This is a genomic window from Arthrobacter sp. FW305-BF8 (assembly GCF_021789315.1).
GTDB lineage: Bacteria > Actinomycetota > Actinomycetes > Actinomycetales > Micrococcaceae > Arthrobacter.
This window is the reverse complement of record NZ_CP084561.1, coordinates 4,268,531-4,282,991: the sequence shown is the minus strand read 5'-3', so window position 1 is coordinate 4,282,991 and position 14,461 is coordinate 4,268,531. Positions and strand designations below refer to the sequence as shown.

At 67.8% G+C, this 14,461-nt stretch carries 14 protein-coding genes; 8 read left to right on the top strand and 6 right to left on the bottom strand.

Annotated elements, in window-relative coordinates; genetic code table 11:
* Nucleotide 1 precedes the first annotated feature (1 nt).
* The 8 genes from LFT45_RS19475 to LFT45_RS19440 all read left to right on the top strand — a co-directional run bounded on the left by LFT45_RS19475 (nt 2) and on the right by LFT45_RS19440 (nt 7,453).
* The gene (locus LFT45_RS19475) at nt 2-727 is read left to right on the top strand and encodes a 5-oxoprolinase subunit B family protein (protein WP_236805221.1); all 726 of its coding nucleotides are present in this window, start codon (nt 2-4) and stop codon (nt 725-727) included.
* Nucleotides 724-1,737 carry a biotin-dependent carboxyltransferase family protein gene (locus LFT45_RS19470; RefSeq protein ID WP_236805220.1) on the top strand — a complete coding sequence of 338 codons (1,014 nt, stop codon included), beginning with the start codon at nt 724-726 and terminating at the stop codon, nt 1,735-1,737. Before LFT45_RS19475 ends, LFT45_RS19470 begins: the two co-directional genes overlap by 4 nt.
* A gap of 48 nt (nt 1,738-1,785) precedes the next feature.
* On the top strand, nt 1,786-3,126 hold the full coding sequence (locus LFT45_RS19465; RefSeq protein WP_236805219.1) for an MFS transporter: 1,341 nt from the start codon (nt 1,786-1,788) through the stop codon (nt 3,124-3,126).
* 29 nt (nt 3,127-3,155) lie between these two features.
* Nucleotides 3,156-3,911 (top strand): SDR family oxidoreductase, encoded by a 756-nt coding sequence (locus tag LFT45_RS19460; protein ID WP_236805218.1) that lies wholly within the window; start codon nt 3,156-3,158, stop codon nt 3,909-3,911.
* Between the two features lie 74 nt (nt 3,912-3,985).
* A complete protein-coding gene (locus tag LFT45_RS19455; protein WP_236805217.1) occupies nt 3,986-4,927 on the top strand; it encodes a 2-hydroxyacid dehydrogenase in 942 nt (313 codons plus the stop codon).
* 84 nt (nt 4,928-5,011) lie between these two features.
* On the top strand, nt 5,012-5,782 hold the full coding sequence (locus tag LFT45_RS19450; protein ID WP_236805216.1) for an SDR family oxidoreductase: 771 nt from the start codon (nt 5,012-5,014) through the stop codon (nt 5,780-5,782).
* The gene (locus tag LFT45_RS19445) at nt 5,782-6,897 is read left to right on the top strand and encodes an L-idonate 5-dehydrogenase (RefSeq protein WP_236805215.1); all 1,116 of its coding nucleotides are present in this window, start codon (nt 5,782-5,784) and stop codon (nt 6,895-6,897) included. The genes LFT45_RS19450 and LFT45_RS19445 overlap by 1 nt, the downstream gene beginning before the upstream one ends.
* Before the next feature lie 43 nt (nt 6,898-6,940).
* Nucleotides 6,941-7,453, top strand: coding sequence for a gluconokinase (locus tag LFT45_RS19440; protein ID WP_236805214.1), 513 nt, complete (start codon nt 6,941-6,943; stop codon nt 7,451-7,453).
* A 2-nt stretch (nt 7,454-7,455) separates the two neighbouring features.
* Here LFT45_RS19440 and LFT45_RS19435 read toward each other — a convergent pair whose 3' ends face one another.
* The 6 genes from LFT45_RS19435 to LFT45_RS19410 form a co-directional block, all read right to left on the bottom strand.
* Nucleotides 7,456-7,908 carry a hypothetical protein gene (locus LFT45_RS19435; RefSeq protein WP_236805213.1) on the bottom strand — a complete coding sequence of 151 codons (453 nt, stop codon included), beginning with the start codon at nt 7,906-7,908 and terminating at the stop codon, nt 7,456-7,458.
* Nucleotides 7,909-8,213: 305 nt separating this feature from the next.
* Complete coding sequence (locus LFT45_RS19430; protein ID WP_236805212.1) at nt 8,214-9,641, bottom strand: DUF3100 domain-containing protein; 1,428 nt, start codon at nt 9,639-9,641, stop codon at nt 8,214-8,216.
* Nucleotides 9,638-10,864, bottom strand: coding sequence for an amidohydrolase (locus LFT45_RS19425; RefSeq protein WP_236805211.1), 1,227 nt, complete (start codon nt 10,862-10,864; stop codon nt 9,638-9,640). The genes LFT45_RS19430 and LFT45_RS19425 overlap by 4 nt, the downstream gene beginning before the upstream one ends.
* A 13-nt stretch (nt 10,865-10,877) precedes the next feature.
* On the bottom strand, nt 10,878-12,425 hold the full coding sequence (locus tag LFT45_RS19420) for an aldehyde dehydrogenase family protein (protein WP_236805210.1): 1,548 nt from the start codon (nt 12,423-12,425) through the stop codon (nt 10,878-10,880).
* Nucleotides 12,426-12,486: 61 nt separating this feature from the next.
* Nucleotides 12,487-13,419 (bottom strand): NAD(P)-dependent oxidoreductase, encoded by a 933-nt coding sequence (locus LFT45_RS19415; RefSeq protein ID WP_236805209.1) that lies wholly within the window; start codon nt 13,417-13,419, stop codon nt 12,487-12,489.
* 50 nt (nt 13,420-13,469) lie between these two features.
* On the bottom strand, nt 13,470-14,363 hold the full coding sequence (locus LFT45_RS19410) for a MurR/RpiR family transcriptional regulator (protein WP_236805208.1): 894 nt from the start codon (nt 14,361-14,363) through the stop codon (nt 13,470-13,472).
* Between the last annotated feature and the right edge of the window lie 98 nt (nt 14,364-14,461).

Genomic DNA, 14,461 nt, shown 5'->3' with positions numbered 1-14,461 from the left:
CATGACCGCCACCCCAAACCTGACTCCGGTGGAGATCTTCGAGTCCGGGGATTCAGCCCTGCGGGTCGTGGCCTCCTCCGCTGACACGGAGGCCAACTGGAGCACCGTCCATTCCCTCGCGCAGTGGCTTGAGACCGCCGGGGCCGACGGCGTACACGGCGCAGTGCCGACGTACGACTCGCTGCTCGTGGAATTTGACCCCGGGGTCACCTCCGCGCGCCAGGTACGGGCCTTTGTCCTCCTTGGCCTGCGCCAGCTGGAGCACGTGGGTGCACCCGCCCGCACGCCCCGCGAGTTCAGTGTTCCCGTGGTGTACGGCGGCGAATACGGTCCGGACCTCGAGCGCGTTGCTGAGCACGAGCAGCTCTCCGTGGAGGAGATCATCGCGCTCCACACGGCCAAGTCCTACGTCATCCGTTGCCTGGGCGCCCCCGCGGGTTCGCCCATGATGGACGGCCCCGATTTCCCCCTCCCCGTTCCGCGGCTGAAGGACCCCCGGCTGTCCGTTCCGGCGGGTGCCGTGGCCGTCGCCGGCCGGCAGGCAGTCATCGCTCCCGCGGTGGCGCCGGGCGGATGGTGCGTCATCGGCCAAACCCCGCTGACCGTCCTTGACGCCGGCAGTGAGCCGCTGGTTCCCTACCTTCCCGGCGACCGCCTGACGTTCCGCCAGATCCAGCCGGAAGAGTTCGCAGAGTACACGGGCCGGAAACTGGAGGCAGCGCGATGACCGGGTCACTGATCATCCAGCAGCCCGGAAATTCGGTGGTCACGGACCTGGGCCGCTTCCGCGGACCCCGGTTCGGGCTCCCCGTCAACGGGGCACTCGACCAGTTCTCGGCACGGGCGGCGAACATCCTCGCCGCCAACGCCGACAACGCGCCGCTGCTGGAAATAACAGCCCTCGACTTCCGGATGCAGGCCACCACCGACCTACTCATCGCCGTCACCGGCGCACCGCTGACCCTCACCGTCGGCGGGCGCGAATGCCCGCAGTGGGAACCGGTGTCCGTCCGTGCCGGGGAAACCGTGGCGGCGCGCCGGATCACCGGCGGCCTCCGCGCCTACCTTGCGGTCCACGGTTCGGTCGAGGCTCCGGAACTGCTGGGAAGCTGCGCCCCGGACACGGTCGTCGGCTTCGGCCTCCGGCTCTCCGAGGGCACCGAGCTGACGACCTCCAGGAGCGTCGGACCCATCCGGCAGCCATACTTTGACCTTCCGCTGTTCCGGCTGGGGCTGACCCGGCCCGAGTTCAGCAGCCGGGCGGTCATCGACGTCACGGACGGACCGGACGTTGACGAATTCGGCGACACAGCAGAGCTGCTGTACAACACCGAATACACCGTCAGCGGCCGGAGCAACCACATCGGGTTGCGCCTCGGCGGGGCGCTTCCCGAACGCCAGTCGTCAGCCGAGGTGCTGTCCCGCGGCGTTCCGGTGGGAGCCATCGAGGTTCCCTCCAGGGAAGAGCTGCTGGTGCTGCACCGGGGGCGCGGCGTCACCGCCGGGTACCCCGTACTGGCAGTGGTCACCAGCCGCTCGCTCGACACCCTTGCCCAGGCCCGCCCCGGGCACACCATCACTTTCCGCAAAACCACCGTCCCCGAAGCCACAGCAAAGCATCGGGCCGCAATAAGGGAACTGGAAAACCTACGGTCCCGCATCAGCACAATCTTCGCCCTCCTTGGCATCGGAAAAGAGCCCGGCTGGCCGGAACTTATACCGGCAGCTGGCAGCTAAGGATCACCGATGACCTCCCCTCGAACTAAGTCCAAGTTAGGAATGAAAATGTCTACACCAACGCGTGCGACTGCACCGCAGCACGACCGCCTCGATGCGAGGCAGACCCGGAAAGTCGTCACCGCCGGGTGCGTCGGAATTTTTGTTGAGCTCTACGACAACGGCATTTTCGCCTTCATGGCCGGAACGCTTGCGCTCGTGTTCCTGGCACCCGGCAACCCGGACAACGCCCTGCTCTTTGTCTTCGCCGGCTACGCCGTGTCCTTCTTCGTCCGCCCCCTCGGCGCCGTCGTCTGCGGCATCCTGGGCGACAAGATCGGACGCCAAAAACTACTGGTCTTCGTCATCCTGCTGATCAGCATCGCCACCGCCGGCATCGGGATCCTGCCTGCCTACTCGGCCATCGGCATCGCAGCCCCCGTGCTGCTTGTGCTGCTCCGGCTCCTCCAGGGCTTCTCCGTCGGCGGCGAGGCTGCCGGCGCCATGACCTTCCTCGCCGAGCACGCCCCCGAAGGCAAGCGCGGCATCATCACCTCCTACGCCCAGATCGCATCCTTCGCCGCCCTGCTTACCGGCACCCTGGTCGCCTTCTCCATGTCCCCCTGGCTCACGCAGGCAGCGATCGACGGCGGCGGCTTCGGCTCGTTCGCATGGCGCATCCCGTTCCTCGTCGCCATCCCCATGGGCGTCATCGGCTGGTACATCCGGAAGGCCATCGCGGACACCCCCAACTTCGTGAAGCTGAAGGAAGAGGGCGGCCTGTCCAAGAACCCCCTCAAGGAGGCCTTCGCCTCCGCCGAACACCGCCGCGCCATGCTCCTGGCCCTGTTCATCCCGCTCATGAACGGCTCCGGCTACTACGTCCTGTTCTCCTATATGCCGACGTTCCTCAAGGGCAAGCAGCTCAACTTCACCATCGGTGAGGCACTCCTCGTCACCGCCTGCAGCCTCGTGGTCATCTGCATCGCCATCCCGTTCATGGGTGCCCTGTCTGACCGCATTGGACGCAAGAAGGTCATCGCCGGCTCCGCAATCGCCATGGCCGTCCTCGGCATCCCCTCCTATGCACTCATCGCCACCGGCAACATGGCCCTCGCCATCCTGGGCGCCTGCATCATGGCCATTGTGTTCGCCGGGCACACCGCCGTGATCCACATCCTGATCGTGGAACTGTTCCCCACCCGCGTCCGGTACTCGGCCTACGGCCTGGGCTACAACATCTCCTCGGCACTCTTCGGCGGAACCGCCCCGCTGCTGATGACCTGGCTGATCTCGTCCACCGGCAACGTCTACATGCCCGCCTTCTACGCCGTCATCACCGCGCTGGGCACACTGGCGGCCGTCAGCACCGTCAAGGACCGCGCGCACCTGCCGCTGCGCGACGCCTAACACTCATACTGCAATAACAGGAGACTTAAATGCCGTTTTCAGACTACTCAACAGCCCTCGTCACCGGTGCCTCAACCGGGATGGGTGCCGCGATCGCCGAGCGCCTCGCCAAGCGCGGACTCACCGTCCACGCCGTTGCCCGCAACGAGGAACGCCTGAACGACCTTGCCGACAAGACCGGCGCCATTCCCCACGTCGTTGACCTGACCGACACCGCGGCCCTGACGGCCGCCGTCGGACATCTCGAGATCGACGTTCTGGTGAACTGCGCCGGCGTATCCCGGCCAGGCAACATTCTGGACTCCTCGGAGAGCGACATCGACGAACTCGTTGACGTCAACCTCCGCGGCCTGCTCCAGCTCACCCGCCTGGTTCTGCCCGGCATGGTGGAACGCGACCGCGGCCACGTCATCAACGTCAGCTCCATCGCCGGCCTGTACAACTTCTACGGCCACACCGTCTACCACGCCACCAAGGCTGCCGTGCACCAGATCTCGCGCCAGCTGCGCAACGACACCGTCGGCAAGCGCATCCGCGTCACCGAGATCTGCCCCGGACGCGTCGAGACCGAGATCTTCGGACGCAACATGGGCGGCTCGCCCGAGGCCATGGAAGAGGCCTGGAAGACGTACTACGAGGGCTACGAATCCTTGACCACCGACGACATCGTCAACGCCATGGACTACGCCATCGAAACACCGCGCCACGTGAACGTCGGCATGATGGAACTCATGCCCACCTTCCAGGTCCCCGGCGGACTCACGTTCGACCGGCGCCAGGCCTAGAGTTGCCAAGGGTGGGGCCGGCCAGGGCCGCCCCACCCAATTCACCACCCGCTCCCAGAATGGATAGGTTTCCGATGCAACCAGTACGCACCGTCAGCTTTCCCGACCGGCAACTGCTCGCCGATCTCTCGCCCCTCCCCGAAGGGCTCAAGGGAATTGTTTGGGACATGAAGTCGGATCCCGACGGCGGGACGCTGGGTGAGATCGACGGCGTCATCCTCCCTTACATCAACGCCGGCGCGGTTCTGGGATCGCTCGCACAGGTGGACGAACTGAAGTTCGTCCAGACACAGTCCACCGGATACGACGGCGTCGTCGAGGCCGCTGGTCCGGCGGCCGGCGTCGCAAACGCCTCAGGCGTGCACGCGGCGGCGACGGCGGAACTGGCGGTGGGTTTGATCCTCGCCAAACTGCGCGGCATCGACCAGGCAGTCCGTGACCAGCAGTACGGCCTCTGGCGGCCGGAGCGGCGCCAGTCCCTCGCGGACCGCCGCGTGCTCCTGGTGGGCGTCGGCGGGATCGGGCACGAAATTGCCCGCCGCCTGGAGCCCTTCGAGGTCACGGTCACCCGCGTGGGAAGCGCGGCGCGGACCGACGAGCACGGCGACGTCCACGCCTCCGCGGACCTGGCCACGCTCGCCGGAACGCACGACATCCTGGTCTCGGTTCTGCCGCTGAACGACCACACCCACCACCTGATCGGCGGGGAAGTCCTCGCTGCGCTGCCCGACGGCGCCCTCGTGGTGAACGTGGGACGCGGGCCGGTGGTGGACACGGCGGCCCTCACCAAGGAAGTCCTCTCCGGCCGCCTGCAGTGCGCCCTCGACGTCGTCGATCCGGAACCGCTTCCGCAGGACCACCCGCTGTGGTCCACTCCCAACGTCCTCATCACGCCCCATGTGGGCGGCAACGCGTCCGCCTTCCAGCCGCGGATCCTGAAGCTCCTGCGGCAGCAGCTCGAAGCGCTGGCCGCGGGACAGGCCCCCGCCAACCTCGTGCAGCGCGGCCCCTTCTAAGGCAGCAGCTTCCCGCGCCTCAGGGCCCACGACAACGAACAACCATTGCGCACTGCGCAGACCGCGGCGAAGGAGCTGCTCTTCATGACTTCACTTTTTGATTTGACCGGGCGGGTTGCCTTGGTGACTGGTTCGAGCCGGGGGATTGGTAATGCGTTGGCTCGGGCTTTGGCTGATGCGGGGGCGACGGTGGTGTTGAACGGTGTGAATCCTGAGCGGTTGAAGGCTGCGGAGGCGGCGATGGCCGCGGAGTACGCGCCGGGGCGGGTGCACAGTGTGGTGTTTGATGTCACGGACGATGCTGCGGCCGCGGCCGGGGTGGCGTGGGTGGAGGAGCATGTGGGCCCGTTGGAGGTCCTGGTGAACAATGCCGGGATCCAGCACCGGGTGCCGATGCTGGAGCTGGATGTGAAGGACTGGGAGCGGGTGATCTCCACGGACCTGACCAGCGCGTTCCTGGTGGGGAGGGAGGCGGCCCGGCACATGATTCCCAGGGGTCACGGGAAGATCATTAACATCTGTTCGGTGCAGACGGACCTGGCCCGGCCCACGATCGCCCCGTATGTGGCGGCGAAGGGCGGGCTGCGGAACCTGACCCGGGCGATGACCGCGGAATGGGCTGGTGCCGGGTTGCAGATCAACGGGATCGCGCCGGGGTACATCCATACCGAGATGACGCAGAACCTGGTGGATGATGAGCAGTTCAATGCCTGGATCCTGGGCCGGACCCCGGCGGCGCGGTGGGGCACGGTGCAGGATCTGGCCGGCCCGGCGGTGTGGCTGGCCTCGTCCGGGTCTGATTTCGTGAACGGGCAGACGATCTTTATCGACGGCGGAATGACGGTGGTGGTCTGATGACCCACACAACAGAAACAACAACAGACGCAGCAGCGGCAGCAACGGCAGCGGCGGAAACCGCGCTTCCGGTTTCGGGTCCGGCGGTGGTCGCGCACGCCAAGGGTGACCTGCGGGTCGAGGACGTCCCGCTGACGGCCCCGGGGCCGGGGGAGGCCGTGGTCGAGGTGCTGTATGGCGGGATTTGCGGGTCGGACCTGCATTACTGGCTGCACGGCGCGGCGGGCGAGTCGATCCTGAAGGCGCCCCTGGTGCTGGGCCATGAGATCAGCGGCCGGGTGGTCAGGGCCGCCGCGGACGGTTCCGGCCCGGGGGCGGGGACGCCGGTGGCGGTGCATCCGGCCACCCCGGGCCCTGGGACGGGCCCGGACGCGCCGCGGTATCCGGCGGACCGGCCGAACCTGTCCCCGGGGTGCACGTATCTGGGTTCCGCGGCGAGGTTCCCGCACACGGACGGTGCGTTCAGCCGGTACGTGAACGTGCCGGTCCGGATGCTCCGGACCCTCCCGGCGGACCTGGACCTGCGCACCGCGGCGTTGATCGAACCGGCGTCGGTGGCCTGGCACGCGGTGGCCCGGGCCGGGGACGTGGCCGGCAAGACCGCGCTCGTGATCGGGTCCGGACCGATCGGGGCGTTGGTGGTCGCGGTGCTCAAACGCGCCGGGGCGGCCCGGATCGTCGCGGTCGACATGCATGAGAAACCGGTGGAGATCGCCATGGCGGTGGGCGCGGACGAGGTCCTGAACGCCGCCGATGGTGAGGCGATCGCCAGGGTGCAGGCCGACGTCGTGATTGAATCCTCCGGGAACCACCACGGCCTGGCCTCAGCGATCCAGGGCGCGGCCCGGGGCGGGACCGTGGTCATGGTCGGGCTGCTGCCCACCGGCCCGCAGCCGGTCCTGATCTCCCTGGCCATCACCCGCGAACTGGACCTCAAAGGCTCGTTCCGGTTCAACGACGAAATCGACGAGGTCATCACCGCCCTCGCCGACGGCACCCTCACCATCGACCCGGTCATCACCCACGACTACCCCGTCACCGACGCCCTCGAAGCCTTCGACACCGCCCGCAACTCCGCCCAATCCGGCAAAGTCCTCCTCAACTTCGCCAGCTAAACCGAGGCGCAGCTGAACAGGGCCATAGACGGAAAGAACAACAATGATCACGAACCTGCCGCCCCTGGTTGTCATGGGCGTCTCCGGTTGCGGGAAGTCGACCGTGGGTGCGCTGCTCGGCGAGCGCCTGGGCGTGCCCTTCTTCGACGGCGATGACTTTCATCCGCCGGCCAACAAGGCCAAGATGGCAAGCGGCACGCCTTTAAATGACGAGGACAGGGCACCGTGGCTCGCGAAGATCGGCGCCGCCCTGGCAACGCCCGGCGACGGAGCGGGCACGCGCATCATCGCCTGCTCGGCGCTTAAGCGGAGCTATCGGGACCTGCTGCGCAGCTACGCACCTGACCTGGTGTTCGTCCACCTTTCCGGCGAGGCCGCCACCATTTGCGGCAGAATCAGCGGCCGGGCGCACGAATACATGCCCAGCAGCCTCCTGGCTTCGCAGCTTGCCACGCTGGAGCCGCTGGGAACTGATGAGGCGCATATTCCCGTCGATATCGTCGGTGATCCGGCATCGCTGGTGGACGGCGTCGTCCGCGAACTGGAACTTTCCTAGCCCTACCTCTGGGGCAGGATCCCGGAGGCCGTGGCCTTGGCGAGTTTCATCTCGGTGTTGATGATCTCTACGGAGCACTGAAACTGCGCGTTGCAGCTTTGCAGAACGATGGTGGCCGCGGCCGTGCCTTCGTTGAACGCCATCGCGTTGGGAACCACCCGGAGCGTGATGGTCTGGGCCTGCCTGGTGCAGCTGAGCTGTTCGTTGCCGAAGCCGGCGGCTATCCGTCCGTCACTGACTCTTTGGGTGAGCTGGATGACGGGTATCGCGATGAGCAGGGTGGGATCGGTGTCGCAGACGAAGGTCACCGGAATATCGACGGCGGCGCCGTCGGCGACGAGGATTCCGGGTCCCGCACTGACTAGCGTCGCGGGGGCCGCGTGGGCAGGGGCGGCGATGCCCATGAGACCGGCGGCGAGAGCGACGGCGGCGAGGCGGCTTGTGGTGCCTAACATCAGGTTCTCCCTTAAATCGGAAGCGTGGCGTCCTGCGTCGCCCGTGGCCGTGCCACCGCGGTGAGCGGGCGCCTGGATTTACGGGACCATGATTGTGCGCGTCGTGGCCCCTGACGGCGGCGCCGTTTTGGGGCACCGCGCTGTACTGCCAAACTTCCGGGACCGCCGATCCTCCGGCGCGGCCGAAAGTCCGGCTGGCCGCACCATACTCACGTACCGGTTGCGCTGACAAGAGCCAAAAACAAAGGAAGCGGACGACGGCGGGAGGGCCCGCCGTCGTCCGCTTCTGTTTGTGCGTTAGGCCATTAGTGCCACAGGCCGAGGGCGAACTCCGCGATGACGGTGGACAGCAGGAACGATGCGGTGACGGCCACCAGACCCACCGGGATGATCTTCCAGCCGATGTTTTTCAGCAGCGGAATGTCCTTGCCCAGGGACAGGCCGGCGAGGGTCAGCATGACCGTGGCGATGGACAGGAAGTCGACCGACTTGATGGGCCCGGCGAGTGCTGCGGCGCCGAAGAACCACGGGCTGGAGATGTAGGCGCCGATGGTGGTGATGTAGACGATCGCCGAGATCTTCTTGGTGAGCTTGGCCAGGGCAATGCTGACCAGAACGAGGGCGAGCATGATCGCGTACCCTGCGACGATGGTCAGGCTGAATCCCTTGGCCGCCACGGAAGCGGTGCCGATGCCGAGGACGGTGAGGACCGAGAGGGAGAGCCACAGTGGCAGGTGCATGGCCGCTGACGATTCGGCCACACGCTCGCGGAACCGCCGGTTTTCCTCCGCCTGGGCTGCTTCCCGTGCGGTGCCTGAGCCGCCGAGCTCTGCATCAGCAACCCGGTGCGTGGCGGCAGCGCTGCGCTGGGTGTCCGCATGCTGCGGCGGGGCGCCGGCCGTGACCGCGGCCTCTTCCCTGGTCTGCCTGCGGGTGAGGAACCGGTAGAAACGGTCCGCCAGCGGAAGGGCGAGGTAGATGCCGACGTAGACGCCGAGGATGGTGGTGATCAGGTTGGAGATGGCCGCCATGCCGAGGATGGCCTCCTGGTCGCCGGGGTAGGCGGCGATGATGCTGGCGGAGGACGCTGCCATCATGGATCCGGACCCCACGCCGGCACCCATGGCCAGGGCCAGGGGGTCGAAGATCTTCCAGTTGGACACGAGGGATGTCAGCAGCGTGATGTACACGGCGCCGAAGAGGGTTCCGAAAACGTACATGGCCAGGACGCCGCGGTACTGGTCGGAGTCGGGGCCGTACTTTTCGGAGACCATGGCGAACGACGGTTCCCGGTCAAGGGAGAACGTGGCCCCGACCGTAGCCTTGCCCATCCGGAGCAGCACGGCCAGCGGGAGGGCGAGGGCAATGGTGCCCAGCAGGTGGCCCACCTCCTGCAGGAGCAGCGCCGGCCCGGCCTTGAGCAGCGTGGGAAGGCTGGGCCCGATGTTGAACGCCAGCCTGGCCACCAGCAGCAGCACGGCAACGCCCACCAGGGCCGCGGCGACCCGCTGCAGGTCCAGGCCCAGCGGCTTGAACTTCTGGACTGAAACGAGCAGCCCGAGGATGAGGCCCCAGACCATGGGGAAGATGACGATCGCGCCGATGCCGACGTCGATCTTGGCCTGGCCGATCAGCTGGACCGCGAGGGCAATGACAAAGGCCAGTGCGGCGATGGGAAGCGTCAGCCGGGTACCAGCCCTGTCTGTCCGCACGGGTGTTGTGCTGGTGCTCATGATGTGCCTTCCTGTGTGACAGTCTGACGGCGGTAAGCCGCTTTGATCAGGCGTGCCCGTTCGGTGGGGGTGGTGGCCGCGGCGGCGACTGTCCAGGCCAGCGCGACGGCGGCCTCGTGCATCACGGCGTAGGCCGCCGGGGAGTCTGCAAGTGCTGCGAAGCTGTGTGAGTGGATGGGCACGTCCGCACCGGGAATGCTGAGCCAGGGATGCAGGCTGGGGATGACCTGGGAGATGTTGCCCATGTCCGTGGAGCCGCCGCTGATGCCGGGCGAGGGGGAGGTGTCCTTGCCAAACATCACCATGGCCTCGGTCCAGTGCGCTGCCAGGGCGTCGTCCTGGATCAGAGGTTCGTAGAGCGGTTCCGTGTTCTCGACGGCCAGTGTGGTGCCGGTGGCCAGGGCGGCCCCCTCGAAGCAGCGGCGGACCCGCTCCAGCAGTGCCTCGTATTCCTTCAGGGTGAAGGCCCGGCATTCGAACTCCACCACCGCGCGTTCCGGAATGATGTTGGTGACGTGACCGGCCTCTGCGACATACATGGCGATGCGGTGGTCGCCGGGGATCTGCTGGCGCAGCAGCCCGACGGCCACCTGGCTCAGCACGGCGGCGTCCGCGGCGTTCACGCCCTGGTGCGGGGCTGCCGCCGCGTGGGCTGCCTGTCCGGTGAACGTTGCCCGGTACCGGCCGACGGCCTGGGCGCTGGTGCCCGCGGGGTTGTAGGTCACCCCGTCCTGGACCGGATGGACCATCAGGGCCAGGCTGACACCGTCGAACGCGCCGCGTTCCAGCAGCAGCGCTTTGCCGCCGCCGTGTTCTTCTGCCGGCGTGCCGATGGCCTTCAGGGTGATGCCCAGCTCATCCACGAAGGGCTGCAGAGCCAGGGCGGCACCCACGGAGGTGCCGGCTATCAGGTTGTGCCCGCACGCGTGTCCGATGTCCGGGAGTGCGTCGTATTCCACGCACAGGGCCACCGTCAGGTCGCCGCTGCCGGCGGTGGCGGTGAAGGCTGTCGGAAGGCCGCCCGTGCCGCGCTCCACCTCGAAGCCGCCCTCGGCCAGCAGGTCTGCAACCGCTTCGGCCGAGCGGACCTCCTCGAAGGACACCTCCTTGAATGCATGGACTTGGTGCGCCATTTCCTGCACGCGCGGTTTCCACCTGCTGGCCTCCTCGGCAAGGGCGGTGCGCAGGGTCTGCATGGACGGCATCGGTTCTGTCAGTTCCATGAGCGTGCCTGCCCTAATAGGAGAGGGACGGGAAGGGGGCGCCCGCTGCACGGGTCGGCACCCAGATGGCCTTGGTTTGCGTGTACTCGTCCAGGACGCCCGGGCCGGAGGAGCGGCCGTGGCCGGAGTCCCCGAAGCCGCCGAACGGAACAGCGACGTGGATGGTTTTGTAGGAGTTGATCCAGAACGTGCCGGCCTTCACCTGGCGCGCCACGTGGTGGGCACGGGAAACATCCGAGGTCCACACCGCGCCGGCCAGGCCGAAGTTGGTGTTGTTGGCCCGGGCAATCGCCTCGGCCTCCGTGTCGAAGGCATCGGCCCCGACGACGGGCCCGAAGACCTCCGTGGTTTCCAGCCTGTTCTGCGGCGTCACGCCGTCGAGCAGGGTGGGCATGACCCAATGGCCACCGGCCAGCGGCGACCCCGCCAGGGTGTCGGGAAGCGTTCCGCCCGTGACCCGGCGTCCGCCGTCGTTCATTCCCGCCTCGATCAGTGAGGTGACGGTGGCGAACTGCTGGGCCGTGATGATGGGACCCACCTCGGTGTCCGCGCTCAGCGGGTCGCCGACGCGCAGCCTCGCTGCGCGGGCGGCGACCAGCTCCACGAACTGGGCGTGCACGCTGCGCTCCACCAGGAGCCGCGATCCGGCTACGCATGACTGCCCGGCTCCGGAGAAGATCGCCGCGATGGCGCCGTCGGCGGCCCGTTCCAGGTCCGCGTCCGCGAAGACGATGTTGGCGCTCTTGCCGCCAAGCTCCAGCAGGGCGGGAATGCCGGCCTGCGCGGCGGCGACGGCGACCCGGCGCCCGGTGGGGACGGAGCCGATGAAGCTGACCTTGCCGACCCGCCGGTCGCTGGTGAGGGCCGCGCCCACGGTCTGGCCCAGCCCCGCGGCCACGTTGAACACGCCGGCCGGCAGCCCGGCCCCGTGCGCCAGTTGGGCGAGGCGGATGGTGGAGGCTGGCGTGAATTCGCTGGGCTTGATGATCACGGCGTTGCCCGCGGCCAGGGGCGCGGCGGAGTTCCAGCCGGCGGTGAACAGGGGCGCGTTCCACGGGGTGATGGCGACGACGACGCCCCAGGGCACGCGTTCGGTGTAGGTGTGCCAGGGGCCGGGAACGGGGATGGTCTGGCCGGTCAGCTTGTCTGCCCAGCCGGCGTAGTAGCCGAACATTTCGGCAACCTTGGCGGCCTCCACCCGGGCATCGCGGATGGGCTTTCCGGTGGTGGCCGATTCGAGGATGGCCAGCTCCTCCGCGTGCGCTTCGACGGCGCGGCTGACGTTGCGGAGGATGGCGGCGCGTTCGAACCCGTTCATTTCGCCCCAGGCTGTGGCGCCCGCCGCCGAGCTCTCCAGGATGGCGTTGGCGCCCTCGGTGCCGGGGTCGGCATAGGTGGCGAACGGTTCCCCGGTGGCGGCTGCGGTGAGGGTGATGTTCTCGCCGCTGCCGGGGACTGTCCGGCCGTCAAGGAATGCCCCGAGGCCGGCGGGGAAGGCTGCGTCCAGGACGGCCCGTGCGGTGGCCGCCGAGGAGGAGGTGGGTGCTGTGGTGGTGCTCAATGTGGTGGTCCTCTTTGTTGGGGAGTCGTTTTTGCTCCGGTTTGTCCGTGTGGGGGAGCCGTCAGGCGACGGCGGTGGTGTCGTTTGCGGTGCCGGGGGCGCCGGGTGCTCCGGCGGGGGTGATAGCCGGGGCGACGGTCCGCGCGATCTCGGTGAAATCCGCGCGCGGCCCGAGGGCGGCCAGGGCGTCCTGCCACTGGCCGGCGACGGCGGCCAGCAGCGCCGGGTTTTCGCCGATCTGGGCGGCGACGTCGACGGCGAGGGCGGCGTCGCGTGCCATCAGCCCCAGTGCGAAACCGGAGTCGTGGGTTCCGGAGAGCACCCAGTTGGGGTACATGTTCGCGGAGACCTTGCTGCCGCCTGAGGCTTCGCTGATGCTTGCTGCCGCCTTGGCCGGGTCGATGCCGTAGGCCTTGGCGACTCCGAGGGCCTCGCCCACCGAGACCAGGTTGGCCGCCGCCAGGACGTTGTTGAGGAGCTTGACGACGTTGCCGCTGCCGGGTCCGCCGATGTGGTTGTACTTGCCGCCGGTGAGTGCCAGCAGAACAGGTTCGGCGGCGGCAAGGGCCGCATCCGTTGCCCCGACGAAGGCGCTCAGCGTTCCGGTTGATGCGCCGTCGCGGCCGCCGGAGACCGGTGCATCGACGAATGCTGCGCCCTGCGCTTCGGCGAGTTCATCCATTTGCTTGCTCGTTGCCGGTTCGGAGGTGGTGGTGTCGATGATTGCGACGGTTCCCGGTGAGGCCAGGAGCTGCGGGACGGTGGATTCCACCACGCTGGCCGCGGGCAGCGAGAGCACCGCGTAGGGGGTGCCGGCGAGATCTTCCACGCTGGCGGTGGTGGCGATGCCGGCGTCGGACGCCGCGGTCCGCGCTGCCTCGGAGGGGTCGAAGCCGGTGACCTCCCAGCCGGCCTTGTAGAGGGTGGCTGCCATCGCCCCGCCCATGGAGCCGAGGCCGATGACGGCGACGCGGCGTTCGGTGCTGGTGTTCATAAAGTTGCTCCTGGAAGAAGGTACGTGGGGTTCAAGTAGGGCGTGGGCGGTCAGTCCAGGTAGATGTCGAGGTCTTTCCACAGCTGCTGCGTGCGGCGGATGGCTGCGCGGCTGCGCTCGGGGTGCGCGGCCTCCATGCCTGCGAGCAGGCCGTAGACCAGTGAGTTTGCGGCGGTGACGGACTGGAAGAAGGAGATCCCTTCCGAGGCCACCACCAGGAGGTGGTCCGCGACCGCTGCCAGGCGGCCGCGGCGCATGTCGCTGATGGCGATGACCGTGGCGCCGGCCTGTTTCGCGGCTTCGGCAGTGACGATGATCTGCCGCATGGACCGCCACATGTTGATGACCACCAGGACGTCGCCCGGTCCCAGGGCGTTGGCGCTGGATGCGAGGTGGACCGCGCCGCGGTTCTCGAGGGTGATCGGATACCCCATGGTTGAGCCCAAGTGCGCCATCACGCTGGCAGGGCCGGCGAACGAACCCAGTCCCAAGACGATGATGGACTTGGCCGCTGCCATGGTGGCGATGGCTGCCTCGGCGTCGTCTCCCGTGTTGGAGTCCAGGGTCAGCCGCAGGTTCTCGATGTCGTGGCTGAGTGCGTCATGGAGGGGACTGCGGTGCTCCCCGTGCTCGGTCAGGGTGTCCTCCGTGGAGATCATCACCAGGTAGCGGGACCGCAGTTCCCGCTGTAGGTCCGGCCAGCCCCGGTAGCCAAGGTGCTGGGCCGCGCGGACCACGGTCGAATTGTTGACGTCGGCCCGCTGGGCGATCTCGGCGATGTCCGCATACGAGGACAGCTGCGGGTTTCGCGCAATCACATCCACCACCCGGCTCTGTGCCTTGGAGAGCGGTACGTCCGGAAGCGCGTCGCCGAGCCACGCGTGGGAAGCGGGGGCGGACCCGGTTTCCGCGCTGGCTTCCAGCCGGGCGGTATGGGGGTTCAAGTCAGGCCTCTTTCTCTGCGCAGGATCTGTGACGCGTGCGGGATCTGTAACGCAGATCACTATGCAAGGGCGATTGCATTAAATGTACTCTGCAATCT

Bases quoted from the DNA above. Each gene is read 5' to 3' on its own strand.
- LFT45_RS19465 (WP_236805219.1), top strand. From the start codon at position 1,786: ATGTCTACACCAACGCGTGCGACTGCACCGCAGCACGACCGCCTCGAT.
- LFT45_RS19470 (WP_236805220.1), top strand. From the start codon at position 724: ATGACCGGGTCACTGATCATCCAGCAGCCCGGAAATTCGGTGGTCACG.
- LFT45_RS19430 (WP_236805212.1), bottom strand. From the start codon at position 9,641: ATGAGCACCAGCACAACACCCGTGCGGACAGACAGGGCTGGTACCCGG.
- LFT45_RS19455 (WP_236805217.1), top strand. From the start codon at position 3,986: ATGCAACCAGTACGCACCGTCAGCTTTCCCGACCGGCAACTGCTCGCC.
- LFT45_RS19415 (WP_236805209.1), bottom strand. From the start codon at position 13,419: ATGAACACCAGCACCGAACGCCGCGTCGCCGTCATCGGCCTCGGCTCC.
- LFT45_RS19440 (WP_236805214.1), top strand. From the start codon at position 6,941: ATGATCACGAACCTGCCGCCCCTGGTTGTCATGGGCGTCTCCGGTTGC.
- LFT45_RS19460 (WP_236805218.1), top strand. From the start codon at position 3,156: ATGCCGTTTTCAGACTACTCAACAGCCCTCGTCACCGGTGCCTCAACC.
- LFT45_RS19425 (WP_236805211.1), bottom strand. From the start codon at position 10,864: ATGGAACTGACAGAACCGATGCCGTCCATGCAGACCCTGCGCACCGCC.
- LFT45_RS19475 (WP_236805221.1), top strand. From the start codon at position 2: ATGACCGCCACCCCAAACCTGACTCCGGTGGAGATCTTCGAGTCCGGG.
- LFT45_RS19435 (WP_236805213.1), bottom strand. From the start codon at position 7,908: ATGTTAGGCACCACAAGCCGCCTCGCCGCCGTCGCTCTCGCCGCCGGT.
- LFT45_RS19445 (WP_236805215.1), top strand. From the start codon at position 5,782: ATGACCCACACAACAGAAACAACAACAGACGCAGCAGCGGCAGCAACG.
- LFT45_RS19450 (WP_236805216.1), top strand. From the start codon at position 5,012: ATGACTTCACTTTTTGATTTGACCGGGCGGGTTGCCTTGGTGACTGGT.